The following is a 24,728-nucleotide window of genomic DNA, read 5'->3' as shown; positions in this document are numbered from 1 at the left end:
AGCAGCGGCAGGGGCCTGGCCAAGAGGTGAGTCATGTAGCGCTCTTCTTCGAAGGGTTCACTTGGCACTGTAGCGCGGGGCGAGCCGGTTGCTGGACAGCTTGTCGAACAGGGCCTGGCGGCTGGCCTGGTACTGGTTGAAGGCTTGCAGGTCGTGCAGCGACGGCAGGGAGATCAGCACGCCGTTGTCGAAGTCCTGCAGCGCGCCGTCAACCAGGTCCTCGGCCGACATCACGATGGCGGGGTCGAGGTTCTCCAGCGGCAAGCCGCCGATCTGCCAGAAGTCGGTCGCGGTGGCCCCAGGCAATACCGCCTGGACCTGCACGCCCTTGCCCGCCAGCTCCTGGTTCAGCGCCTGGGTAAACGCCGTGACATAGGCCTTGCTGCCGCCGTACACGCCGTTGAGCAACTCTGGCGCCAGGCTGACGATGGACGAGATGTTGATGACGGCGCCTTGCTCGCGGGCGACGAAACCAGGCACGGCCGCGTAGGTGAGGCGGGTGAGGGCGGTGACGTTGAGGCTGATCATCTCGGCCATGCGCTCGACGTCGCTCTCCAGCAGGCTGGTGTGGGTGCCGATGCCCGCGTTGTTCACCAGCACGTTGATGCTGGCATCTTCGCGCAGCTTGCGCTCGACCCTGGCCAGGTCGTCGGGGGTGGCCAGGTCGGCCGGGAATACTTCGACGTTCTGCCGGGTTTCGCTGGTGAGCCGGTCGGCGAGGGCGTTCAGCCGCTCGCGGTTGCGCGCCACCAGTACCAGGTCGTAGCCGCGGCGGGCCAGGCGCTCTGCGTAGATCGAACCGATGCCGGAGGAAGCGCCTGTGATGAGCGCGGTGCCTTTGAATTGCTGCGTCATGGTGATGCTCCGTTGCTGGGGTGTGGTGCCATGATGCAGAATGCGGTCTGCGTCTTAAATGACGCATAGGGTAAGGTTTAAGGACATAAACCAGAGGAGCTTCACGATGCACCGGGTCGGCTACCTGATTACCGAAGGCTTCCAGGTCATGTCCCTGGCGACGCAAGCCGTGTTCGAGTTCGCCAACATCGTGGCGGGCGAAACGGTGTACCGGATCCAGAACTTCTCCATCGATGGCGGTACGGTGCGCTCCTCCCTGGGGATGTACATCGACACGCTGCCCCTCGGCGCGCCGGGCCTGGCCGACACCTGGATGGTCACCGGTACGCTGACGCCACTGACACCCCCCGAAGACGCGGTGCTGGCCAGCGTGCGTGGCTTCGTCGACGGTGCGCGCCGCACCGCCGGCCTGTGCACCGGCTGCTTCGTGCTGGCTCAGGCCGGCGTGCTGGACGGCCGGCGCGCAACCACCCACTGGGCTTATGCGCCCAAGCTGCGCGAGCTGTACCCACAGGTGGACGTGGAGGAAGACCGGATTTTCATCGTTGATGGCCCGATCTGGACCTCCGCCGGCATGACCGCTGCCCTGGACATGGCGTTGGGCATGGTCGAGAAGGACCTGGGGGCCGAGCTGGCCCGCTCGGTGGCGCACAAGCTGGTGATGCACCAGCGCCGTTCCGGCGGGCAATCCCAGCATTCCGAGCTGCTGTCGCTGTCGCCCAAATCGGACCGTATCCAGAGCGCGCTGGACTACGCCCGCAAGCACCTCAGCCGGCCGCTGAGCGTGGAAGAGCTTGCCGAGGTCGCGCACTTGAGCGCCCGCCAATTCACCCGTGTGTTTACCGCCGAAACCGGCCAATCACCGGCCAAGGCCGTGGAAAGCCTGCGCCTGGAAGCCGCGCGGGTGATGATCGAGCAGAGCCGGCACAGCCTGGATGTGGTGGCCAGGGAAACCGGCTTCCGGGACCGCCGACACATGCGCGAGGTGTTCATGCGCGGATTCGGCGTGCCGCCGCAGGCGGTACGCCGAGACGCGCGGCGCGTAGTGACCGGCTGACGCGTACCCGGCAGGTGGGCGCGGCGCTGTACCCTGGCGCACGGCCCCTCAGGCAGGCTTCGGCGCAAAGCGCAGAATCAGGCAGCCGATCACCGCCGACAGCAATGACCCCAACAGGATGCCGATTTTCGCCGCGTCGACTGTCTCCGGCTGGCCTGGGAACGCCAGTTCACCGATGAACAGGCTCATGGTGAAACCGATGCCGCAGAGCATGGCCACGCCGTAGATCTGCAGCCAGCTGGCGCCCTGGGGCTTGCTGGCCAGGCCGGTCCTGACCGCCAGCAGCACGCCGCCGAACACGCCGAGTTGTTTGCCCAGCAACAGGCCCAGGGCAATCGCCAGGGGCAGCGGGGCGAAGAGCTCGGCGAGCCCCAGGTTGCCGAAGGACACACCGGCATTGGCAAAGCCGAACGCCGGCACGATCAGGAACGCCACCCATGGCGCCAGCGCATGCTCGAGCCGCAGCAACGGGCTGGCCCCGAGCGGCTGGCCTGCGCCAGCGCTGTAGGGGATCAGCAACGCACCGACCACACCGGCGATGGTGGCATGCACCCCTGACAGCAGGGTGAAGTACCACAGCGCGACGATGGCCAGCAGGTACGGCCACAATGCGACCACGCGCAGGCGGTTCAAGGTCAGCAGCAAGGCCACCACAGCGCCGGCACCGGCCAGCGCCAGCAGGTCGATGGACGAGGTGTAGAACACCGCGATGATCGCCACCGCGCCCATGTCGTCGATGATCGCCACCGACACCAGCATCACTTTCAGCGAAAGCGGCGCATGGCGGCCGAGCAGCGCCAGGGCGCCGACGGCGAAGGCGATGTCGGTGGCGGCGGGGATCGCCCAGCCGCTGGCCAGCCCTGGCTGGCCGTTCGACACCGCCAGGTAGATCAGCGCTGGTGCCGCCATGCCCATCAGCGCCGGCAGGGCCGGCAGGCGGCGTTGCTCCCAGCTGGCCAGGCGACCGTCGACCAGTTCGCGCTTGATTTCCAGGCCCACCAGCAGGAAGAACACGGCCATCAGGCCGTCATTGACCCAGTGGTGGACGGTCATCGGGCCGAGCTTGTCGGTTAGGGTGGGGCCTACCTGCCAGTGCAGCAGGTGCTGGTAGGCATCGACGCCGGGGCTGTTGGCCAGAATGATCGCGAGGGCGGCGGTGATCATCAGCAGGACACCGCCGGCCGCTTCGCTGGTCAGCAGGCGGCGCAGCACGGAGCGCTGCTGGAGGGAGGTGAGAGGTGCATTCATGCGGGGTTCCTCGTTCATGGCGTCGCCCTCGCCCTCGCCAGGGCAGGGGCGCGGCGAACGACGGGCACGGCGAGGTGCTGGCTCCGAAGGTTACGGGCCACTGCGGCGATGGACGAGAAGAAGGATGGGTAAAACGGCGCGAAACCCCATACCGTGCAGGCACGGAACGGGAAAGGCCATGGGGAATGCTGGCATGCGTGCAACATGGACGAATCTCACGGAAAACAAATGAATGTTCTCCGTATTCGGGAAGGCTCCCGGGCGCACGCAGCACACGCCAGGCGCGCATTTTAACGATGCCGGAGGCGCTTTGCGTCATGCAGTTGCATCGAAATGTTGCAAGCAGCAGATGGCTGGCCAGGCTCATGTACGGCGTGGCGCCATGCAGCATTACCGCCAGCGTACGCTGCCTTGCTGATTGGCTGGCACCTGTTCTTCCCACCACAGGTGTCCCATGACCGATTTCCCAGACGATTCCATCGATACGCTGATCGCCCGGCAACTACCCGCCTGGTTGACCAGCGCCACGCCTGAGCAGCAGGCACGTTTGCGGGCCGCCCTGCTGGCCCAGGAGCAGGCCCAGGCCCGCTTGCGTCGGCGCTTGCAGGCTATCGAGCCACTTGAGGCATTTGCCGAGCGGTTGCTGATCGAGCGCCTGTATCAGCTGGTCGGCAAGCGCCTGGATGTGCGCCGCAGCCAGTTGCGGCGTGTGGCGCTGCTGCCTGAACCGCATCCGATACCCGGTCGTCAGCCCTTGCGCTATCACCGCCTGGAGTCGCGCCAGTCGCTCCTGAGTGCGGCGCTGCACAACTTTGCAGCGCGCGAGCAGTTCTCCGCACACAGTGATGTGCTCGATGCCACAGGCTCGCCATTGCCACTGAGCCCCGCCGAATTCGCACGGGTTTGCCGCGAGCTCGATCTTGGCGCGCAGTATCAGGCCCACCTGCACGCCGGCTTGGCGGACGGTCAGGCCAGTCCCTCGGCCCAAACGGTGTTCGCCGAGGTGCTCAAGGCCAATCTGCAGGCTGCGGTGTACCTTGAGCACCTGCGTGGACGGCTGGGTGACACCGCCCTGGCGCACTGGGCGTCATTGCACGAGCCAGGCGAACTTCAGCCTCGGCCGCACGAGCTGCGCCTGCTGGGCATGCGGGTGATTGGCCTGGCCATCGTGGAGGTGCGCCGGGCCGGCGAGTTCGAGGGTGTCCTCAGCTGGATCGCGGACGATCCGCTGAGCCCGTGCACCTGGCACCCCTCGTGGACCGCGCTGTATACCGCCTTGGCGGGACGCCTGGCCAACCCCGCTTACCGCTCGTTCTTCAAGCGCTTCATCGCCGAACGCGACCGGGTTGCCTTCGACCGTGCATTGCTCGCTGCCCTGGCCACCGCCGGCCCGCTCACGCCTGCCGAACTGGACGGGCGCCACACCGCGAGCGAAGGGGATCTGTTCGAGCATCTGGCGGCAGGCCAGCTTGCCAAGTTGCTCGATGATGCTCGGGTAATGGCGGTTCCTACAGGCGATGAAGACCGCGCCGCGCGTGATCGGCGGATACGCGAGTACGCCGAAGCGGGCCTGGACCTGCTGGGGGTGGTCAGCCTGTTCGTGCCAGCGCTGGGTGTCGTGATGCTGGGGGTGACTGCAGTGCAGCTCACCCAGGATATCTACCAAGGCTATGAGGACTGGCAGGTGGGCGACCGTGCTGGTGCACTGGAGCATCTGTTCGATGTTGCAGGGCTGATCGCGGGCGGCCTCGCCGTGGGGGCCGCCGGTCATGCGCTCGGCAAGCTGTTGCCGCGTCGCCCGTTCGTCGATGGCCTGTCGCCGGTACTGACGCCCTCGCAGGGGGTGAGGCTGTCGGGCTTGCAGCATGAGCTCGAAGCCGCACGCCATGGGCCGGCGCCGGGGCCACTGCTGCGTAGCCTGGGTGCCGAGCTGGGTTCGCTGACTGATGCAGAAGCGGATGCCGTGGCGCAGGACACGGGGCTGCGCACCGATCAACTGCGTCGGCTGGCCCTGGAAGGTTCTGCAGCGCCATCGCTGCTGCTCGATGCCTTGGCCCTTCTGCGTTTGCACCAGCGTTTCCCGGCGCTGCAAGGCGAGGCGTTCGAGCTGCAACTGCGGGCGCAGCAAGCCGAGCCGGACGCCATCGAACAGCTACTGCTGCGCGACTTCCCCGGGCTGACACAGCGGGCGGCGGCGGAGGTTGTGCGCAGTGCTTCTGGCGCGCAGCTGGCGAGCCTGCTCGAAACACAGCGGGTACCCCTGGCGCTTGCCGAGCAGGCGCGCTGGCTGCTGCGCGACGGGCGACTGAACCGAGCCTGCACGGCGTTGCGGGCTGGGGTGCCCGGTGTGGATGCTGAGCGGCTGGCTTTGACGATGCTCGAAGACCTGGCACCTGTGACCCCGTCAGTGCGCATCGAAATACGTGATGCGAGCGTTAGTGGAAACCTTCTGGCCCATACGGGAGCCCCCGAGGCTGGGCAACTCCGGTTGGTCGTGCGCGGTGAGCGCGGCTATCGCTGCTTTGATCAGCACGCTGCGCCGCTGCCGGCATCGCAAGAAACGGACGACCTTGGCAAGGCCCTCTGGCACTGGCTCGACAGCGACCAGCGGGAGCAATTGGGCAGCCACGGGGAGATGCTCGATGCGCTGGCGCGGCACGCCGCCAGGCATCGCGGGCTGGCGGCCCGGGGTATCGGCCTGGCGCCGGTCGGGGCCGGCCTGCGCCCGCCCATGAGGCTTGGCGACGGACGCCTTGGCTACCCGCTGAGCGGTCGCGGCGAAAGCGCCCGGCAAGCCTGGATGCGGGGTGTGCGGCAGGTATTCCCGACACTGGACGATGCCGAGCTGCAAGCGTATCGGGCCAGTCTGCGCCAGCAGGGTATCGACCTGTGGCAGCAAGTGGCCGAACTGCGGCGGCAGCTCGATGCCCTCAGGGCCGCGCTCGACGGCTGGAGCCGAGAGCCTGTGGGCGCTGCGCGAATGCTGCGCCGGCGCCGCGTCGGCGACATCATCCGCCGCTGCTGGCGGCGCAAGTCGTCGACAGCCGCGCAAGGCGGGCATCGCTTGTCGCTCGACGGCGAAGTGCTCGGTGGTCTGCCGCTGTTGCCAGAGGGCGTGGCCTTCGCGCACATCACCGAGCTGACGCTGCGAAACATGGCGCTGGACGCCTTGCCGGCAGGCTTCCTCGGGCATTTTCCGAACCTGCGCCTGCTGAACCTGCGGCATAACCAGTTGACGGCGTTCCCTGAAGGCCTGGGCGCGCTGCCAAAGCTGGAGGATCTGCGCCTGGGTGACAACCACATCGTCCTGGATGAGGCGGGCAATCGGCGTCTGCAGGGGCTGGCCAGCCTGCGTCGTCTGGACTTGAGTCGCAACCCCCTCGGGCGCCAGCCCGCGTTGGGTAGCATGCACAGGCTGCGGGAGTACTCGCTGCGCGGTTGCGCGTTGCCGGCGCTGCCCGGCCCGGCAGGTCGTCCAGCGTTGCTGGAAAGCGCCGATTACCGTGACAACCGCATCCAGAGCCTGAATGACGAGTTGCTCAGCTTGCCGCGCCAACGTCTGCAGCGTCTTGCCCTGCATGACAACCCGCTGCAGCCGGATAGCGCCCGGCGCCTGTCCGAGGCCTTGCAAGCACCCGAGTCAGCGCAACGGCCGCATGCCGAAGCCGACCCTGCCGTGCGCGATCACTGGCTGGGTGAGCTTTCCGGGGCCGAGCGGGCGGCGCGCCTGGGCCGCTGGGAGCGCCTGCGTGCCGCCCCTGGCTCGGATGACTTCTTTCGTCTGCTGGCGGACCTTGCTCACTCGCTGGAGTTTCGCCGCAGGCCCGTGCCCTTGAGGGCGCGGATCTGGCAGATCGTCAGGCGTTGCGAGCAGAACGGGCAGATCCGCCAGGCGGTCTTTCAGCAGGCCGCCGGCCCGCGCAGCTGTGCCGATCAGGTTTTGCTGATCCTCGCGGCCCTGGAAGTGCGCGTACGCATCACGGTGCGCACGGCCGGTCGAGACAGGGCAACTGTCGAGCGGGAGCTGTTGCAGGAGGGCAGGGCCTTGTTCCGTCTCGATCAGGTGCAACGCATCGCCAGCACGCATTACCAGGAGGCCGAGCGTGCCTGGGGCAACCTGCCGGGCGATGCCAGGCCAGCGGCACCGGATGACGTCGAGGTGTTCCTGGCCTATCGAACCCGTCTTGCACAACGACTCGGCTTGCCCGATCAGCCGCAGGCCGTGCGTTACGAACAGAGCCGCGCGGTCAGCGCCGCGCAGATCGACCAGGCGTTGCACACGGTGCTGGCGGCGGAAACTCCACAGGCACTGAGCGAGTCGTTGCAGGGCAGGGATTTCTGGACAGAACATTTGCGCACGCAGTACGCCGAGCGTTTCGACGAGGTCAGCGCGCCGTTCCACGTGCGTCTGGAGCAGCTTTGGCACGAGGCCGCAAACGGGCCGGAGCAGGCTTACCTGGAGGCGATCGAGCCGGTCGTGCGTGAGCATCAGGCCGCCCAGGCGGCATTGCGCCGGCAACTGACCGACGCGGCGGTTGCCAGCAGTATGTAGCGCACGGGATCGACGGTGGGGTGATGTTCTGCTGCCTGGTTGCAATCACGCAGAGGACATCATGCCCCACTTATTCCCGTCACCCGTTTCGAACGACGCGCTGCTCGCGCAGACATTGCCGGCGTGGTTGACCCGCGCCTCCACGACCCATCGGCGGGCGCTGCACCAGAGCCTGCAGGCTCAACAGCGCGCGCAGCATGCGCTTGACCAGCAATTGGGTGTGTTGCTGGCGATCGATGCATTCGCCGAACCGCTGCTGGTGGAGGCCTTGCGCGAGGCCAGCGGCCTGTCCCTGGACGTGCGTGCCTGCCGATTGCTGCGGGTCTGGACCGAAGTGCAACCCGTGGTGCCTGCCAGTCTTCCCTTGCCGATCAGTACCCACCAGCAAACCCTGAGTCTGCTGGCCGCCGCGCTACACAACTTCTCCCAGAGCGAGGCACAGGACGGAGGGCTTGGCACCGAGTCACGCGTGTTCAATGGCGCCGGTAAACCGGTGGCGCTGTCGGCCAGCTCGTTCGCCGCGCTCTGTCGCCGGCTGGATCTGGGAGGCCGCTACCAAACCTATCTCAAGCAGCGCCTGAGGCCTGCTGATGCGCCGGGCGCGCGGATCCTGGTCAATCGGCTGATGGAGGAGCAACTGCGCGCCGGTCTTGAGGTGGCGGTGCGCCTGGCCCACCTGAAGGGGGACATCGACGACACCGCTTACCTGCGCTGGCTGCCGTTGTTTTCGAAGCAGCCGGTCGTGGCGCCCATCGCCGAGGTGCTGGAGCTGCGTCAGTTGTACCTGCTGGGGCGCCCGCTTCACGGCGTGGCGGCATATGAGGTGCGCCGCGGTGTCGACACGCTGGGCGTCATCGCCTGGCTGCCGGATGACCCCCAAGGCGCGCTGCTGAGCGCCGATACCTGGGAGTCGCTCTACCAGATCCTCGGCCAGCGCCTGCGCGGCGCCGACTATGCACGCTTCATCCTGCGCTTCATCGATGAGCCCGAGCGCCTGGCATTCGAGCTGAGCCTTGGTGCACGCCGGCAGGCTGATCGCGACGCGCCTGTGCTGCGCCTGGATGGGCGGGCACGCGAGGTGCAAGGCACGCTGTTCGGCTACCTGCGCCAAGTGCAGGTGCGCAAGCTGCTGGACGATGCCCGCGTGCTGGCCGTGCCCACCGATGACGAGGATCGCCAGGCCCGTGATCGGCGCTTGCAGGGCTATCTGGGGGCCGGCCTCGACCTGCTGGGGCTGGCGGCATTGTTCGTGCCGGGGCTGGGCGAGGTGTTGCTGGGCATCGCCGCTTTGCAGGTGGTCCATGAAGCCTACGAAGGGTATGAGGCCTGGCAGCTGGGTGATCGCGAAGCGGCACTGGGCCATCTGTTCGGCGTCGCCGAGGGCTTGGCCATGGGAGCCCTGAATACCGGCTCCGAACAACTGCTGAGCTCGCTGCTGGTGCGCAGTACCTTCGTCGACGGGCTGCGCCCGGTGGTTACCGAGCACGGGCGTGTGAAGCTATGTGACGGTACCTTGAGCGACTATCGACTGCCCGATGAAGGCCATGTGCCCGGGCGTCTGGTGGGTGAGGGGGACCGGCGTTCACTGACCATGCAGCAGGGGCGCTACGCGGTCGTGCGCACAAGGCCTGGCGAGCCTTGGCGCATCAGGCATCCGCATCGCGCCGGGGCCCATGCGCCGTCACTCGAAAGCAATGGGGTGGAGGTGTGGTGGCATGCCCTCGAGGTGCCGCAAAGCTGGGATACGCCAGTTGAGTTGTGCAGGCGTCTGGGGGGCGAGCTGATCGAGATCACTGATGCCGAGGCACAGGCGCTGTTGCAGGTCACAGGCTTCGACGTCGCCCGACTGCGGCGCTTGCTGCTCGAGCAGGCCGAACCCCCTGCGCGCCTGCTCGACAGCCTGGAGCGCTTGCGCCTGCGTGCCCGCTGGCCAGCATTGAGCGCAGAGGCACTTCAGTACGGGCTGGCGCTCGATCTGCCTGCGCTGGCAGGCGAATCGGTGTTGCGACGTGACTTCCCCAGCCTCACACGGCGTGCCGCCCACGCCCTGCTTCGAGGGGCCACGGGTTCCGAGCTGCGTACCCTGCGCACTGAGCGCAAAGTGCCACTCGCCTTGGCTGAGCAGGCGCGCTGGCAACTGCGTGACAGTCGCCTGGATCAGGCCTGCGAAGGCATGTTGCAGGGTCGCTCGCTCAACCAGGACAGCGAACGATTGACCTTGGCGCTGCTCGACCATCTGGCGCCCTGGGCGGTCGATGTGCGAGTGGAAATTCGTGACGGTTTCAAGGGTGGCGCGTTACTGGCTCACTGTGGCGCAACGTCCGGGCAGATACGCTTGATCCTCAAGCGATCGGAGGGGTACCTGGCCGCCGATGCGACAGGCCAGGGGCTTGCCGAGGCCTCGCCCGGCGACAGCTTGCTTCAGGCATTGTCGAGGCACCTGCAAACGACGCAGAGCACCCAGCTTGGCGAGCATGCCGCCAGCGCGCAGGCGCTGGGTCAATACCTGCTCCACCAGGCCTCGATCCGTCGCGATCAAGCTGCTGGCTGGATCGGCCAGGCAGCGGTGGGTACCGGTGTGCGACCGCCACTGCGTTGGGGCGACGGGCGTCTCGGGTACCCGTTGAGCGGTCGCGGCGAGTCCAGTCGCCAGGCGCTGGCGCAGGGTATTCGGCAGGTGTTTCCGACGCTCGATGACGCCCAGTTGCAGGCTTACATCACCGAGCGCCTGCTCGCCGGCGACAACCTCTGGAGCCACATGAACGCGTTGCATCAGCAGGTACAGGGGCTGCGCTCGGCGCTGACGGATTGGCAGCGCACGGCAGCTGACGCGCAGCAGGCCCAGGCTCGTCATCGAATCGCCGCCCGGCTGTTGCGTTGTTGGCGCCGGCAAATACCGGTGGTGCAAGGCGGCTATGCGCTACTGCTCGAAGGCGAGTTGCTGCATTCGCTGCCGGCACTGCCCGAAGGGGTCGATTTCGCGCATGTACGGCACCTGGTCTTGCAGCACCTTGAACTTGCAGAAATCAGCGGTGATTGGCTGCGGCGATTTTCCGGCCTGCGTCGGCTCGATCTCAGCGGCAACCATCTGACCGCGCTGCCAGACGCCATTGGCGAGCTGAGCCAGCTGGCCGAACTCGACGTCTCTGGAAACCAGATTCGCTGGAACGATCAGGCCGATCTCGCGATCAGTCGGCTGAGCCAGCTCGAAGTACTCAACGTCAATCGCAATCCTATCGAGCAGATGCCGACGCTTGCCCCACTGAGCCGCTTGCGTCAGGTCCATCTGCGTGCCACCGGGCTCACCCTGGTGCCGCCAAGCCTGCCGAGGCTGGGTGGGCTTGAATATGCGGATCTGCGCGACAATCTGATCGTCGATCTGGACAGCGCGTTGTTCGAGCTGCCAAGGCGACGCCTGGAACGCATCGCGTTGCACGACAATCCCCTGTCGGCCGCCAGCCTCGCTCGCCTGGAAACCTTCCTGCAAGGTGAGCAGGGGCTCTTGCATCGGTTGTTTCGCCACTTCCAGCCCGAAACGGGCGCGCGCGACGTATGGCTGGAGGGACTGGAGCATTCGATTCGCGGCGTACGCCAGGGGCAATGGGACAACCTGGCCCAGCAACCTTTCAGTTCCGGATTGCTCAGGCTGCTCAGCGACCTGCGCGGCGCGGCCGATTTTCGCGATCAGCCGGTCGAGTTGCGTCAGCGTGTCTGGCGTGTGATCGAGGCCTGCGAACAGGACAGCCAGTTGCGCCAGGCGGTGTTCGAGCTGGCGGCACGGCCGCGCAGTTGCAGCGACAGCGTGGCGCTCAACTTCAGCCACCTGGAAGTGCTGGCGTTGGTGCACCAGCGCACCCAGGGCGTGACCGGCGCCAGGGCCGAACGGGACTTGCTGCGCCTGGGGCGTGACTTGTTCCGCCTGGATGAGGTGGAGCGCCTGGCAACGCTGGATATCGAGGACCGATGGCAGCGTGGCGCGTTCGTCGACGACGTCGAGGTGCGCATGGCCTATCGCGTCGGGCTGGCCGAACCCTTGAGCCTGCCCGCGCAACCAGAGGGCATGCGCTACGCCAGCAGCGCCGGGGTGACGGCACAGCAGCTCAGCCAGGTCCGCGCCCAGGTGCTGGTGGCCGAGCGAGGACCGCGCCTGGTCGAGTCCCTTACTCACCGCGAGTTCTGGCAGGTGCACCTGCGGGGCACCTATGGCGCGCAGTTCGAGGTGGTCGATCGACCCTTCCACGAGCGCCTGGAGGCGTTGCTCGAGGCCACTGACGACCTTACGGACGGTGAGTACCTGGCGGCCATCGATCAGGTCGCCCAGGCGCGTGAGCAGGCACAGCGGGCATTGATCTTCGAATTGACCTACTCGGCCTGGCAGCGTCATCCCGGCTGAGGACAGCCAAGCGTTATATAGGCCCTGTAGCCGTGGCAGGCATGGTGTCCTGCGGACCTCTAGCTCTCGGAGGACACCATGCACAATCCCTTCATTCCCCATGTCACCGTCGATACACTCATCGCCCAACGAATGCCGCCCTGGCTTGCCGGCTTGTCCCAGGAGCAACGCGTTGCGCTGCAGCAGGCCCTTGTGCTTCAGCAGCAAGTCCAACACCACCTGCAACAGCTGCTCGGGGTGATCACGCCGCTGGAGGACTTTGCCGAGAATCTGCTCGACGATGCCATGACGCTGATCGCCGATGAACAGATCGATGTGCGTGGCGCCAAGCTTCTCAGCGTCTGGCGCGAGGTGGTCGTTCCTGCTGTGGCCAGCTTGCCGCTGACCTGGCGGACACACCGTTCCGAGCAGACTCTGCTGGCCGCTGCACTGCACAATTTCAGCGAGGATGAACTGGATGCCAAGGCGTTCCATGCCGATACCCGGCTGACCGATGATCTGGGCGACGTGATCGAGGCGTTCAAGCCTGAGCAATACGCCTGGTTGTGCCGTCGGCTCGATGTCGGCGGCCAGTACCAGCGCTATCTCAAGACGCACTTCGAGCCGGAGGACGCCGCTGCCCGGCAACGTGTCGAGCAACAGCTCGAAGCGGTACAGCGCGCCAACTTCGATGCCGCCGTGCAACTGGCGCTGGGCAAAGGGCAACTGGATGCCTTGAGCGGCCGCCAACTGCGACCGCTGCTTGCGCAGACGCCGTTGGTACCCGCCGAGCCCACGGTCTTGATTGCCCGTCAGCTCTATCTTCTGGGCAAGCGGGTGATCGGCGTGGTCACCCTGGAAGTGCGCCGAAGCCCCGCGCCAGACGCGGCGCTGGACGGCGTGATCGCCTGGATCCCGGGCGACCCCCAGGGCGCAGTCAGCCGCCATTCCTCGTGGGGCGCCTTGTATCAGGCGCTTGCCCGACGGTTTCGCCAGCCCGGTTACCCGGCATTCTTTCAGCGCTTCCTCGCCCAGTCCGATCGAATTGCCTTCGAACGGGTGCTTGCGGGCTTGCTGGCCGACAAGGCTCCCCTCGAACTGGACGGGCGAAACCTGGAGGTCGAGGGTGAGCTGTTCGTCCGCCTGCGCCAGGACCAGGTAGGGAAGATCCTGGCCGATGCACGAGTGCTGGCGGTACCGACCGACGATGAGGACCGGCGCAGCCGCAGTGAGCGCCTTGAAGGCTATCGGAACGCAGGCCTGGGCCTGCTCAATCTGGCCGCGCTGTTCGTGCCCGGGCTTGGCCTTGCCATGCTGGGCGTGGCGGCGCTGGATATCGTCAAGGAGGTCTATGAGGGGTACGAGGACTGGCAGATCGGCGACCGGGAAGGTGCCTTGAACCACCTGTTTGGCGTGGCCGAAAATGTCGCGGCCAATGCGCTGTTGATGGCCGGCGGCGCCGCGCTGGGTAAAACGTTGCAGCGCGTGCGTCTGGTCGATGAGCTGGTGCCGGTGGTGGGAACCGACGGCGAGGCCCGGCTGTGTCATCCCGAGCTCGATGGCTACAAGGTCGAGCACAGCGATGACGATGCGCTGGGTGAAGTGATCGACAACTTAACCTGGAAACATGTGCGTACCCACGAGGGCAGTTTTGCCGTGCAACGGCATGCCGCCAGCGACACTTGGCAGTTGCGCCATCCGCAGCGGCCTGCAGCGTTGCCGGTGACCGTGCGCGACAATGGTGCCGGCGCCTGGTATCACGCGCTGGAGAGCCCCCAGCACTGGCAGGGGGCGCGGCTGCTGCGCCGATTGGGCAGTGATCTGGCCGAGATCCCGGAACCGACCATCGCTCAAGTGCTGGAGACCACGGGGTTCGACGAAGCACGGCTGCGCCGGCTGCATCTTGAAGACGCGCCTGCGCCGGCACGTCTGCTCGACGCCCTGGAGCGTCAGCGCCTGCATGAACAGCAGCCCGGTTTGCGCGGGGAGGCCTTCGAGGCCGTCCTGGCAGCGCGCCAGGCGCCAGTTGGCGATGCCGCGCAACTGCTGCGTCGGGACTTCCCCGGGCTGACCCCGCGATGCGCCGAAGAGATCGTCGAGCAGGCCAGCGGCCACCAATGCGAACAGATGATCAACACCTCGCGGGTTCCACTGGCGCTCGCCGAACAGGCGCGCTGGGCATTGCGTGACAGTCGTCTGGACCGTGCCTGTGCGGGCCTGCGCCAGGTCGCGGCGATCAATGCCGATGGCGAGCGCCTGGCGTTCGGGCTGCTCGACAGCCTGTCGCCCTGGGCCGACGGTGTTCGCGTGACGTTGCACGATGGGCAGGTCGATGGCCCGTTGTTGCAGTCGCTGGGCAAGGCGGATGCCACCGATGCGCGGCGCATCGTCAAAGGGGCAGAGGGTTACCTGGCGATTGCCGCGGACGGTCAGGCGCCCGTCACTGCCACGGCGCAGGACTCACTGATCAAGGCGCTACTGCTGCACATGGACCCGGTGCAGCAACTGAGCCTGGCGGGTGCCCCGCTCAGTGAAAGGCAATTGAGCGATTTGATGCTTGCCCGGGCCGTCAGCCAGCGTGAAGCCGCTGCTGGCCTGATAGGCCTGGCCCCCGTGGGCGGTGGGATTCGACCGCCGGTGCGTCTGGGCGACGGGCGCCTGGGCTATCCGCTGAGTGGTCGCGCCGAGGGCGGACGGCATGCCCTGCGCCATGCCTTGAGGCAGATCCACCCCGAATTCACCGATACCGACCTCAGCACCTACATCGCCGACCAGCTGCGGCGGCAGGTCAACCTCTGGGACCAAGTCACCGCGCTGCAACGCCAGCTTCCGCTGCTCGAGCAACACCTGACGACATGGCGCCAGGGGGCGCTGGGGCGCTCGCAGCAGCGGGCGCGCAAGCGGATGGCCAAATACCTGTTGCGCAACTGGCGTCGTCAGTCACTGGCGTTGTATGGCGAGCAGGTTCACCTGAGTATCGAGGGTGAGGCACTGGGCGGGCTGCCTGCGCTGCCGGCCAGTGTCCGTTTCGACAGCGTGACCCGTCTGGTGCTGCGCAACCTGGAACTGGATGATCTGAATCCGGCGTTCTTCGGACGCTTTGGCATGCTGCAACGCCTGGATCTGCGCGGTAACCGGCTTACAGGCCTGCCGGTCGTGCTGGAGCAGCTCGCCAACCTGGAGGAACTGGACCTGGCCGACAATCGCATTGTGCTCGGGCCTGAGAATATCCGGCGCCTGGAGCGACTGGGGCAGTTACGGCAGCTGAACCTGAACCGTAATCCGCTGGTTGCCGCGCCGCGTCTGGACGGGCTGACCCGGCTGCGCCACCTGAGCCTGCGCGGCACGAGGTTGACCGAGGTACCGCAGGCCTTGGCGCGCCTGCCGGTCCTGGAGTACGCCGACCTGCGCGACAATCGCATCGACAGCCTCGATGATGCCTTCTTCGGCATGCCGGCACGCAGCATCGAGCGGATCTTCCTGCATGACAATCCATTGGATCTGCGCAGTGAGGCGCGTCTGAGCGCTTTCCAGCAGGCCGAGTCGCATCGCATGCGGCGCCTGGTGCGCCACAGCAGCGGCGCAACCGAGAACCGCGAGGCCTGGGTGCGCTTGCTGGAGCCGGACGAGCGCCTGTTGCGCGGGTTGCAATGGGACAGCCTGGTGTACGAGCCTGGCGCCGCGGACTTTTTCCAGTTGCTCGCCGACCTGCGTGGCACGGAGGATTTCCTGACTCAGCGCGGTGACCTGACTGCGCGGGTCTGGATGGTGGTCGAGGGGTGCGCCGGCAATGCCCAGTTGCGTGCGCGGTTGTTCGAGCTGGCTGGCCATCCGCGTACCTGTTCCGACAGTGTGGCGATGAACTTCAGCCTGCTCGAGGTGCAGTCGTGGGTGCATCTGAACACTGCCGGGTTGACTGGGCAGGCCGCCGAACGCGGCCTGCAGCGCCTGGGGCGTTCGTTGTTCCGGCTCGACGAGGTCGATCGCGCGGCCTCTGCGGAAATCGCCTGGCGCACGGCCCAGGGTGCGGATTTCGATGAGGTCCAGGTGCGCTTGAGATACCGCGTGGGCCTGGCCCATGCACTGGATTTGCCGGGGCAGCCGCTGCACATGCGTTTCCCGAACAGTGCCGAGGTGTCGCCACGCGACCTGCTGAGGGTGCGCAGCCAGGTACTGACGGCGGAACGAACGCCGAGCCTGGCGACATCGGTGGCCCAGCGCGAGTTCTGGCAGGCACACCTGCGCGACACCCATGCACAACGTTTCGAGCAGGCCGACCAGCCGTTTCATGCGCAGTTGGAAGCGCTGAATGCGGCGGATCTGGCCGAGGGTGAATACCTGTCACGCGTGGAAGCCGTGGCCCGGGCGCGTGACGCCGCCATGCAGGCGCTGATCGAAACCCTGACCCAGGAAATCTTCACCCGCAACCCGTTGTAGTTCAGCGGCGCCTCGTTGCAGATGCCCCCGGCAGTGAGTGCCTTGGGGGCTTTTTGCCCGTGGGGCATCAGAAACCGAATTCACTCAGCCCGGGATGGTCATCCGGGCGCCGCCCCAAAGGCCAGCGGAACTTGCGCTCGGCTTCAGTGATGGGTTGCTCGTTGATGCTGGCGTGGCGGTTGCGCATCAGGCCGTCCTCGGCGAACTCCCAGTTCTCGTTGCCGTAGGCGCGGTACCACTGGCCGCTGTCGTCGTGGTACTCGTAGGCGTAGCGCACGGCGATGCGGTTGCCGGTGAAGGCCCACAGTTCCTTGATCAGGCGGTATTCCAGCTCGCGGTTCCACTTGCGGGTGAGGAAGGCCTGGGCCTCTTCACGGTTGTGGCAGAACTCGGCGCGATTGCGCCAATGGGTATCGAGGGTGTAGGCGAGAGCGACCTTGGCCGGGTCTCGGCTGTTCCAGCCATCCTCGGCCAGGCGGACTTTCTCGATGGCGCTTTCGTGGGTGAAGGGCGGAAGTGGAGGGCGGGACATTGGGCGATTCCTCAGCTTGAAGTGGTCAGCGGGATGCTGTGCACGGCTTGCAGGCTAGCCCTGCCGATTGCGCAGGGAAATCCGTGCCCGGCTCACTTCATAATTGCTGGCGGCGGAACAATTGCGGCATCAGCCGCGCGACCACCGTCCGCGCGGCTTTTTTTCAGAGGATCAGTCCCAGGTCGGCGCCAAGCCGTCGGGGCTGACTTCGCGACCATTGCGCTCCAGTGTCGCGATCAGCGCCATGTCGTCGGCATCCAGGTGCAGGCTGCGGGCAAGCAGGTTGCTGGCCAGGTTTTCGCGCTTGGTAGACGACGGAATCACCGCATAACCCAGCTGCAGGGCCCAGGCCAGGGCTACCTGGGCGACGGTGGCCTTGTGCTTGGCAGCGATCTGGGCGAGTACCGGGTCCTTCAGCACCTTGCCGTAGGCCAGGGTCATGTAGGAGGTGGTGGTGATGCCCTGCTCCTTGAGGAAGGTAGTCAGTTTGTCGTTCTGCAGGTAGGGGCTGAGCTCGATCTGGTTGGTGGCGATCTCGCCTTTGCCGACGGCTTCGATGGCCTGGCGGGTCAGCTCGATGTTGAAGTTGGAAACGCCGATCTGGCGGGCCAGGCCCAGTTTCTTGGCCTCAGCCAGGGCCTGCATGTACTCGGGCAGTTCGACACCGTTGCCGGGGGCCGGCCAGTGGATCAGCAGCAGGTCGACGTGGTCGGTACGCAGCTTGGCCAGGCTGTCGCGCAGGCTCGGCAGCAGCTTGTCGGCTGCGTAGTTGTCGACCCAGATCTTGGTGGTGATGAACAGTTCGCTGCGGGGCACGCCGCTTTCGGCGATAGCCTGGCCGACCTCGGCTTCGTTGTTGTAGATCTGCGCGGTGTCGATGGCGCGGTAACCCAGCTGCAGTGCCGACTTGACCGAGTCGATGACGGCTTGGCCAGTCAGGCGGAAAGTGCCGACGCCGAAGGATGGAATGCTCATGGGGCTGCTCCTGTGGTGGGATGCCGGGGCTGTGTGCGGTGGCATCGTTCGGATAGGCGGCAGTGTGCGGTACTCACAGGTTTTGATTAAGGTGTCGGGGGGCCAAAGTCCTTTGACCTGGAGTCATGAGTGAGCGGTTTTTTCATGCGCGCAAATGAGCAAGCGCCCTGAAAACCGGCGTGGGCTTGCGCCTTTGAACAGGTAGTTGGTCGCAATTCTCACGTTGCCTCGGAACTAACTACACTGAGATGTCTCTATGATGGCGTCGGCAGACAGCAGGGGGGGCATTGTAAGGTGACCTCCGCCTGATTAGACTGCGCCGAATTCGTACGCAAAGCCCTACGTTAAGGACGTATATGATCAAGAAATGCTTGTTCCCGGCAGCCGGTTACGGCACTCGTTTCCTGCCCGCTACCAAAGCCATGCCCAAGGAAATGCTGCCGGTGGTCAACAAGCCACTGATCCAGTATGGCGTTGAAGAAGCACTGGACGCCGGCCTGAATGAAATCTCCATCGTCACCGGCCGCGGCAAGCGCGCCCTGGAAGACCACTTCGACATCAGCTATGAGCTGGAAAACCAGATCAAGGGCACCGACAAGGAAAAGTACCTGGTCGGCATCCGTCGTCTGCTGGACGAGTGCTCGTTCGCCTATACCCGCCAGACCGAGATGAAAGGCCTGGGCCACGCCATCCTCACCGGCCGCCCGCTGATCGGTGACGAGCCGTTCGCCGTGGTACTGGCCGATGACCTGTGCGTCAACCTCGAAGGCGATGGCGTGCTCGCGCAAATGGTCGCGCTGTACAAGAAGTACCGCTGCTCGATCGTTGCCATCCAGGAAGTCGATCCGCAGGAAACCAACAAGTACGGCGTCATTGCCGGTGAAGAGATCAAGGACGGCATCTTCCGCGTGGATTCCATGGTCGAGAAGCCGAAGCCGGAAGACGCACCGTCGAACCTGGCCATCATCGGCCGTTACATCCTGACCCCGGACATCTTCGAGAAGATCGAACAGACCGAGCCAGGTAAAGGCGGCGAGATCCAGATCACCGACGCACTGATGAAGCAGGCCGCTGAAGGCAACGTGATTGCCTACAAGTTCAAGGGCAAGCGTTTCGACTGCGGTGGCGCCGAAGGCTACATCGAGGCGACCAACTTCTGCTTCGAAAACTTCTACAAGACCGGCAAGGCTTATTGAGCTACAAGCTACAAGCTACAAGCTACAAGCTACAAGCTACAAGCTACAAGCTACAAGCTACAAGCTACAAGCTGTGAGCAGTTTTCTTGCCGCTTGAAACTTGCAGCTCGCCGCAAAAAGAGCCACCCTCGGGTGGCTTTTTTTGTGGAGTCTGGAAAGTGGCCTACGATTTTGATCTGTTCGTGATTGGCGCCGGTTCCGGCGGTGTACGTGCGGCGCGTTTCGCCGCGGGCTTCGGCGCCAAGGTGGCCGTTGCCGAGAGCCGCTATCTGGGCGGTACTTGCGTCAACGTCGGCTGCGTACCGAAAAAACTGCTGGTGTACGGCGCCCATGTCGCCGACGAGCTGGAGCAGGCCGCCGGTTTCGGCTGGACCCTGGAAGAAGGCCACTTCGACTGGGGCACCCTGATCGCCAACAAGAACCGCGAGATCGAGCGCCTCAACGGCATCTACCGCAACCTGCTGGTCAACAGCGGCGTCACCTTGTTGACCGGCCACGCGCGTATCACCGCTGCCAACGAAGTGGAAGTGGAAGGCCAGCGCTACAGCGCTGCGAACATCCTGATCGCCACCGGCGGCTGGCCGCAGGTGCCGGACATTCCGGGCAAGGAACTGGCGATCACCTCCAACGAGGCGTTCTATCTCAAGGACCTGCCACGCCGGGTGCTGGTGGTCGGTGGTGGCTACATCGCCGTCGAGTTCGCCGGTATTTTCCAAGGCCTGGGCGCCGATACCACGCTGCTGTACCGTGGCGACCTGTTCCTGCGCGGCTTCGATGGCTCGGTGCGCACGCACCTCAAGGAAGAGCTGGAAAAGCGTGGCATGGACCTGCAGTTCAACGCCGATATCCAGCGCATCGACAAGCTCGACGACGGCAGCCTCAAGGCCACCCTCAAGGACGGCCGCGAGCTGGTCGCCGATTGCGTGTTCTACGCCACCGGGCGCCGGCCGATGCTGGACAACCTGGGCCTGGAGAACACTGGCGTGGAACTGGACGAGCGCGGCTTCATCCGTGTCGATGAGCAGTACCAGACCACCGCGCCGTCCATCCTGGCCATTGGCGATGTGATCGGCCGCGTGCAGCTCACCCCGGTGGCACTGGCCGAAGGCATGGCCGTGGCCCGTCGCCTGTTCAAGCCCGAGCAGTACCGCCCGGTGGATTACCAGAACATCCCCACCGCGGTGTTCAGCCAGCCGCCGATCGGTACCGTGGGCTTGACCGAAGAGCAGGCGCTGCAGGCCGGGCACAAGGTGCAGATCTTCGAGAGCCGCTTCCGGGCGATGAAACTGACCCTCACCGACATCCAGGAAAAAACCCTGATGAAGCTGGTGGTGGATGCCGAGACCGACAAGGTGCTGGGCTGCCACATGGTCGGGCCGGATGCCGGCGAGATCATCCAGGGCCTGGGCATCGCGCTGAAGGCCGGTGCCACCAAGCTGCAGTTCGACGAGACCATCGGCGTGCACCCGACGGCGGCCGAAGAATTCGTCACCATGCGTACCGTCACGCGCTGAGCCTGTCAGACGCCACAGGGTTGAGGCATCGGCTCTGTGGCGAAACCTCCTACATAGCGGGCGTGCAATGCGCCCCGCATCACCACGTCTTTCCTACGGTCATCACCTCGGCAGTCATAAATACTCGCTGGGTGCCACGTATGTGGCGTCGGCCTGGCGTTGCCAGGTCAACTTGACTTAGGAGTTATCAGATGAATGTCTTACGCAATATCATCCTGGGCACCTGCAGTGGGCTGTTGATGGCAGGGGTAGTACAAGCCGATCAAGGGCTGATCAGCTTCAGTGGCAGCGTGGCTGGCCCGACCTGCGTCATCAACGGCGGCGACAACGATGTGCAGGTCAACCTGCCGGAAGTCAGCACCTACGATCTGCGCCAAGCGGGGCAGACCGCTGGCGAGCGCACCTTCAGCCTGGTGCTGAGCCAGTGCTCGCATGTCGGCCAGGTGTCCACCTACTTCGAGCCGGGCCCCACCGTGAATCCTGAAGGCCGGCTGACGGTCGATGCTGGCTCGGGCGCCGCCACCAGTGTCGACGTGCAACTGCTCAACAGTGCCCGCGCGCCCATGAACCTGGCCGGTGGCAGAGGCAATCAGAGCTCCCAGCGGGTCGATATCGTCAACGGCAACGCCATCCTCAACTACACCGCTCGCTACTTCTCGCTGGGTGCGACCACCCCGGGTCTGGTCTCGACCAACGTCCGCTACTCGCTCGAGTACCTCTGAGTCTCCTTCCTGGTAGCCCCCTCGGGGGCTACACCTCAACGCTGTGCGCGAGCCTTGAACATGAAGACTTTCTCCACGGCCTGTCGGCGCGTCTTGCTGGCAGGTTGGCTGCTGGCCGTAGGCCACGCCCAGGCCAGTGTGGTCATCGCCACCACCCGAATCGTCTATCCCGCCGAGCAGGCCGAGGTTACCGTCAGCCTGCGCAATCTGGGGGAACGGCCAGCGCTGGTGCAGGCCTGGATCGACGACGGTGTGGCCCTGGCCGATAGCCAGGATCCGCAGGTGCCATTCAGCCTGATGCCGCCGCTGTTTCGCGTCGAGCCTGGCACCAGCCAGAGCCTGCGCCTGTTCCATAACGGCGCGTCGATGCCCACCGACCGTGAAACCTTGTATTGGCTCAATGTCCTCGAGATAGCGCCCAAGGGCGTCGGCAACCAGATCAATGTTGCGTTGCGTACGCGCATCAAGCTGTTCTTCCGTCCACCATCCCTGCCCGGGACGGTGGCCGATGCTCATCGCGCGCTCTCCTGGCGCTGGGTGCGCGAAGGTCGGCGCTGGCAGCTCGAGGCTGACAACCCTGGGGCCTATGTCGTCAATCTCGGGCGCGTCGCCGTTAGCTACCAGGGCCGATCCTGGCAGGCACAACCTAGGCATGTGCTGCCGTTTTCGCAGACTCGCTTCGCCATCGAGGGGTTGGCCGATGAGCGTCCTGTACCGAACCAGGTGGACTATTCCTACATCGATGACTATGGCGCCGAGCGACCGGCCACTGCGGTGGTGCGTCATTGAGCGCGCGGGTCACAGGCGTTGCATGCGCGCGCGTATTGCTGCCTGGCCTGCTGGTGCTTGCGGCCGGCAGCCTGGCCGCCCCGGTGGAGTTCGACTCACGCATGCTGCGCCAGGGGACTTCGAGCGACCTGCAGCGCTTCGAGGGGGCCAGCGTCATCCCGGAGGGTGAGGTGAGCCTGGACGTAACGCTCAACCAGCGGTGGATGGGCCGCTATCAGATAGCGCTGCGCACGCCGCCAGGCGCTATGCAGCCCACACCGTGCTATGGGCGCGAGCTGCTCGAAGCGCTGGGCGTTGATCTGCTGCGATTGCCGCCAGCGAAACGGGCACTGCTGGGGCAAGAAGGTGATTGCCTGGCGCTGTCCGCCTTGGGCCTGGAAGCCAGCGAGGCGCTTGCCTACGGCGAACTGCGGCTGACGCTGAGCATCGCCCGGCAGCATCTGAGCCGCCGCCCCGTCGACCACGTGGACTCGCGGCAGTGGGACAGCGGGGTTGGCGCGGGTTTCGTCAACTACGACCTGAACCTTCACCAGCAGCAAATGGCACATCGGCAGGGCACTGCCTATCGAGGTTTCCTCGGCCTGCGCGGCGGGCTCAACACCGGTGACTGGTACTGGCGGCACGACGGCATCCTGCAGGGGGCGGACGATGCCCCGACCCGTTACCAACGCGGCATGACCTCGGTACGACGCGACTTGCCGGCCCTGTCGGCGCAGCTGACCCTTGGCGATGCCGCGAGCAGTTCGGATGTCTTCGCGGCCAGTGCGTTCCGAGGTCTGCAACTAGGCAGTGACGAACGCATGCTGCCGCAATCGCGGCGGGGTTATGCCCCTACGGTGCGTGGCGTGGCCAATAGCACGGCGCTGGTGAGTATTCGTCACCGTGGGGTGCTGCTGCACGAATCGAGCGTGCCTCCCGGGCCGTTCGAAATCGACGACCTCTATCCCAGCGGCTTGAGTGACGACCTGGAGGTCACGCTCAAGGAGGCGGACGGCAGCGTGACAGTGTTCAGCGTGCCGTTCCAGGCGGCGCCCTTGGCATTGCGCCCAGGCGCCAGGCGCTTCGACTTCGCTGGCGGCCACTGGCTGGATGGCTTCGGTCGCACTGGTCCTGCGTTCGGCCAAGGCAGTTGGCAGCAAGGCCTGGATGATCGTTTGAGTGTCCATGGCGGGCTCTGGGTGGCCGAAGACTATCTGGGCGGCGCCTTGGGCGTTGCCCTGAACACCGCTGTTGGCGCAGTGGGGCTGACCGCTTATCACGCAGATGCGGCGCCCAGCCCCGAGGCCGATCGACGGGGGCAAGCCATGCGCTTGAACTGGCGACAGGACTTGACTGACACGGCGACACGCCTGGAGGCGTCCATCAGCCGCAGTCAGAGTACCGGCTATCTTGGTTTCGATCAGTTCGCCCAGGCGCGCCGCGGCCGGCATTCAGACCCGAACCACTGGCGCGCCAGCTTCTCTCTCGATCAGGCCCTGGGCCCTGGCGCCGGCCGGCTAAGCTTTGCCGTCAACGGCGCGCGCAGCTGGTCGGGGCAGGGCGGTACCGACTACCGGCTCGGCTACAACAACCATTTTGCTGCCATGGCCTATGGCCTGAACATCGGGCGCCAACGCAGCGAGCATGGCCAGCCGTTGCGGACCATCGCCCTGACCCTCAGCATGCCGCTCGGCGAGCGCCGCCGCGATCTGTTGAGCAGCGCCGTGAGCAGCGATTCGCGGCGGCATGCCAGTACCAGCCTGCGCTGGAGTTCCCGTGCCGGCGAGCAGGCGCAGTGGGGCTATGGGCTGGCGGCACAATACCAGGCAGCGGCAGCCGATCCGGTCGGCATCGATGGCAATCTGCGTTACCGAGGCAGTGCCGGCGACCTTGCCGTTGCGCTAGGCAGTCGCGGTGACCAGCGTCATCTGGCGTTGGGCGCACGCGGTGCAGTGGTGGCCCATGCCGGCGGGGTGACGGCAGCACCGACGCTGGGCGAAAGCTTTGCCATCATCCACGCGCCTGGTGCCACAGCCGCACGGGTGCGGCAACAGCCCCAGTCGCGGGTCGACCGTCGAGGTTATGCAGTGGTGCCATCGTTGGCACCCTACAGCGTGAACACCGTTGAGATCGACCCCAAGGGTATGCCGCGCACCACCGAACTCTTGGTTGCCGGGCACAACGTGGTGCCCAGGGCCGGGGCCGCACCGCTGCTGCGCTTTGCCACGCGCGCCGGAGATTTCCATGTGCTGCTTGCCGAGCGTACGGGGGGCGAGGCTTTGCCCTTCGGTGCCCAGGTATTCGATGAGACGGGTAACGAGGTGGGAGTTGTGGGCCAGGGGGGGCAGGTTCAGATACGCAGCCAGGCCAGGCGGGGGCGGCTGCGCATCAGTTGGGGCGGTGCCGAACATCAGACGTGCTGGGTGGATTTCGAGGTGGGGCGTGCGGCCTCTGCTGTAGCCGTATGTGGCCCGCGTAGTAATCAAAAGATCTATTGATC

At 65.7% G+C, this 24,728-nt stretch carries 13 protein-coding genes; 9 read left to right on the top strand and 4 right to left on the bottom strand.

Features of this window, described 5'->3' with window-relative positions; genetic code table 11:
* Positions 1–57 precede the first annotated feature (57 nt).
* Entirely contained in the window at positions 58–855 is a 798-nt protein-coding gene (locus EJA05_RS18615) for an SDR family NAD(P)-dependent oxidoreductase (protein ID WP_125859368.1), read from the bottom strand.
* A gap of 106 nt (positions 856–961) precedes the next feature.
* Between EJA05_RS18615 and EJA05_RS18610 the strand changes: the two genes are divergently transcribed.
* A complete protein-coding gene (locus EJA05_RS18610; RefSeq protein ID WP_125859367.1) occupies positions 962–1,912 on the top strand; it encodes a GlxA family transcriptional regulator in 951 nt (316 codons plus the stop codon).
* A gap of 48 nt (positions 1,913–1,960) precedes the next feature.
* Here EJA05_RS18610 and nhaA read toward each other — a convergent pair whose 3' ends face one another.
* On the bottom strand, positions 1,961–3,160 hold the full coding sequence (nhaA, locus tag EJA05_RS18605; RefSeq protein ID WP_125464765.1) for a Na+/H+ antiporter NhaA: 1,200 nt from the start codon (positions 3,158–3,160) through the stop codon (positions 1,961–1,963).
* Between the two features lie 454 nt (positions 3,161–3,614).
* Between nhaA and EJA05_RS18600 the strand changes: the two genes are divergently transcribed.
* The 3 genes from EJA05_RS18600 (at position 3,615) to EJA05_RS18590 (ending at position 16,521) form a co-directional block, all read left to right on the top strand.
* The gene (locus EJA05_RS18600) at positions 3,615–7,712 is read left to right on the top strand and encodes an NEL-type E3 ubiquitin ligase domain-containing protein (protein ID WP_125859366.1); all 4,098 of its coding nucleotides are present in this window, start codon (positions 3,615–3,617) and stop codon (positions 7,710–7,712) included.
* A 61-nt stretch (positions 7,713–7,773) separates the two neighbouring features.
* Positions 7,774–12,105 (top strand): NEL-type E3 ubiquitin ligase domain-containing protein, encoded by a 4,332-nt coding sequence (locus tag EJA05_RS18595; RefSeq protein ID WP_125859365.1) that lies wholly within the window; start codon positions 7,774–7,776, stop codon positions 12,103–12,105.
* 78 nt (positions 12,106–12,183) lie between these two features.
* Positions 12,184–16,521, top strand: a complete 4,338-nt coding sequence (locus EJA05_RS18590; RefSeq protein WP_125859364.1) for an NEL-type E3 ubiquitin ligase domain-containing protein — start codon at positions 12,184–12,186, stop codon at positions 16,519–16,521.
* Between the two features lie 67 nt (positions 16,522–16,588).
* Here EJA05_RS18590 and EJA05_RS18585 read toward each other — a convergent pair whose 3' ends face one another.
* Both EJA05_RS18585 and dkgB read right to left on the bottom strand, forming a co-directional pair.
* Positions 16,589–17,053 (bottom strand): nuclear transport factor 2 family protein, encoded by a 465-nt coding sequence (locus EJA05_RS18585; protein WP_125464761.1) that lies wholly within the window; start codon positions 17,051–17,053, stop codon positions 16,589–16,591.
* A gap of 171 nt (positions 17,054–17,224) precedes the next feature.
* Positions 17,225–18,028, bottom strand: coding sequence for a 2,5-didehydrogluconate reductase DkgB (dkgB, locus tag EJA05_RS18580; protein ID WP_125859363.1), 804 nt, complete (start codon positions 18,026–18,028; stop codon positions 17,225–17,227).
* 356 nt (positions 18,029–18,384) lie between these two features.
* On the opposite strand from dkgB, the gene galU reads away from it, so the two are divergent.
* The 5 genes from galU (at position 18,385) to EJA05_RS18555 (ending at position 24,726) form a co-directional block, all read left to right on the top strand.
* Positions 18,385–19,224, top strand: a complete 840-nt coding sequence (gene galU / locus EJA05_RS18575; RefSeq protein ID WP_046855135.1) for a UTP--glucose-1-phosphate uridylyltransferase GalU — start codon at positions 18,385–18,387, stop codon at positions 19,222–19,224.
* A 158-nt stretch (positions 19,225–19,382) separates the two neighbouring features.
* Positions 19,383–20,738, top strand: a complete 1,356-nt coding sequence (gorA, locus tag EJA05_RS18570; RefSeq protein ID WP_125859362.1) for a glutathione-disulfide reductase — start codon at positions 19,383–19,385, stop codon at positions 20,736–20,738.
* 191 nt (positions 20,739–20,929) lie between these two features.
* Positions 20,930–21,460, top strand: a complete 531-nt coding sequence (locus EJA05_RS18565) for a fimbrial protein (protein ID WP_125464758.1) — start codon at positions 20,930–20,932, stop codon at positions 21,458–21,460.
* A 60-nt stretch (positions 21,461–21,520) separates the two neighbouring features.
* On the top strand, positions 21,521–22,249 hold the full coding sequence (locus EJA05_RS18560) for a fimbrial biogenesis chaperone (RefSeq protein ID WP_125859361.1): 729 nt from the start codon (positions 21,521–21,523) through the stop codon (positions 22,247–22,249).
* Positions 22,250–22,284: 35 nt separating this feature from the next.
* Entirely contained in the window at positions 22,285–24,726 is a 2,442-nt protein-coding gene (locus EJA05_RS18555) for a fimbria/pilus outer membrane usher protein (protein WP_125859360.1), read from the top strand.
* Positions 24,727–24,728: the final 2 nt, after the last annotated feature.

It is taken from the genome of Pseudomonas oryziphila, assembly GCF_003940825.1.
GTDB classification, from domain to species: domain Bacteria; phylum Pseudomonadota; class Gammaproteobacteria; order Pseudomonadales; family Pseudomonadaceae; genus Aquipseudomonas; species Aquipseudomonas sichuanensis.
The sequence above is the reverse complement of the archived record's forward strand: the minus strand, read 5'-3'. Positions and strand labels throughout refer to the sequence as shown.

Coding starts and splice junctions, on each gene's coding strand:
- EJA05_RS18560 (WP_125859361.1), top strand. CDS start 21,521: ATGAAGACTTTCTCCACGGCCTGTCGGCGCGTCTTGCTGGCAGGTTGG.
- EJA05_RS18615 (WP_125859368.1), bottom strand. CDS start 855: ATGACGCAGCAATTCAAAGGCACCGCGCTCATCACAGGCGCTTCCTCC.
- EJA05_RS18595 (WP_125859365.1), top strand. CDS start 7,774: ATGCCCCACTTATTCCCGTCACCCGTTTCGAACGACGCGCTGCTCGCG.
- nhaA (WP_125464765.1), bottom strand. CDS start 3,160: ATGAATGCACCTCTCACCTCCCTCCAGCAGCGCTCCGTGCTGCGCCGC.
- galU (WP_046855135.1), top strand. CDS start 18,385: ATGATCAAGAAATGCTTGTTCCCGGCAGCCGGTTACGGCACTCGTTTC.
- EJA05_RS18585 (WP_125464761.1), bottom strand. CDS start 17,053: ATGTCCCGCCCTCCACTTCCGCCCTTCACCCACGAAAGCGCCATCGAG.
- EJA05_RS18600 (WP_125859366.1), top strand. CDS start 3,615: ATGACCGATTTCCCAGACGATTCCATCGATACGCTGATCGCCCGGCAA.
- dkgB (WP_125859363.1), bottom strand. CDS start 18,028: ATGAGCATTCCATCCTTCGGCGTCGGCACTTTCCGCCTGACTGGCCAA.
- EJA05_RS18610 (WP_125859367.1), top strand. CDS start 962: ATGCACCGGGTCGGCTACCTGATTACCGAAGGCTTCCAGGTCATGTCC.
- EJA05_RS18590 (WP_125859364.1), top strand. CDS start 12,184: ATGCACAATCCCTTCATTCCCCATGTCACCGTCGATACACTCATCGCC.
- EJA05_RS18565 (WP_125464758.1), top strand. CDS start 20,930: ATGAATGTCTTACGCAATATCATCCTGGGCACCTGCAGTGGGCTGTTG.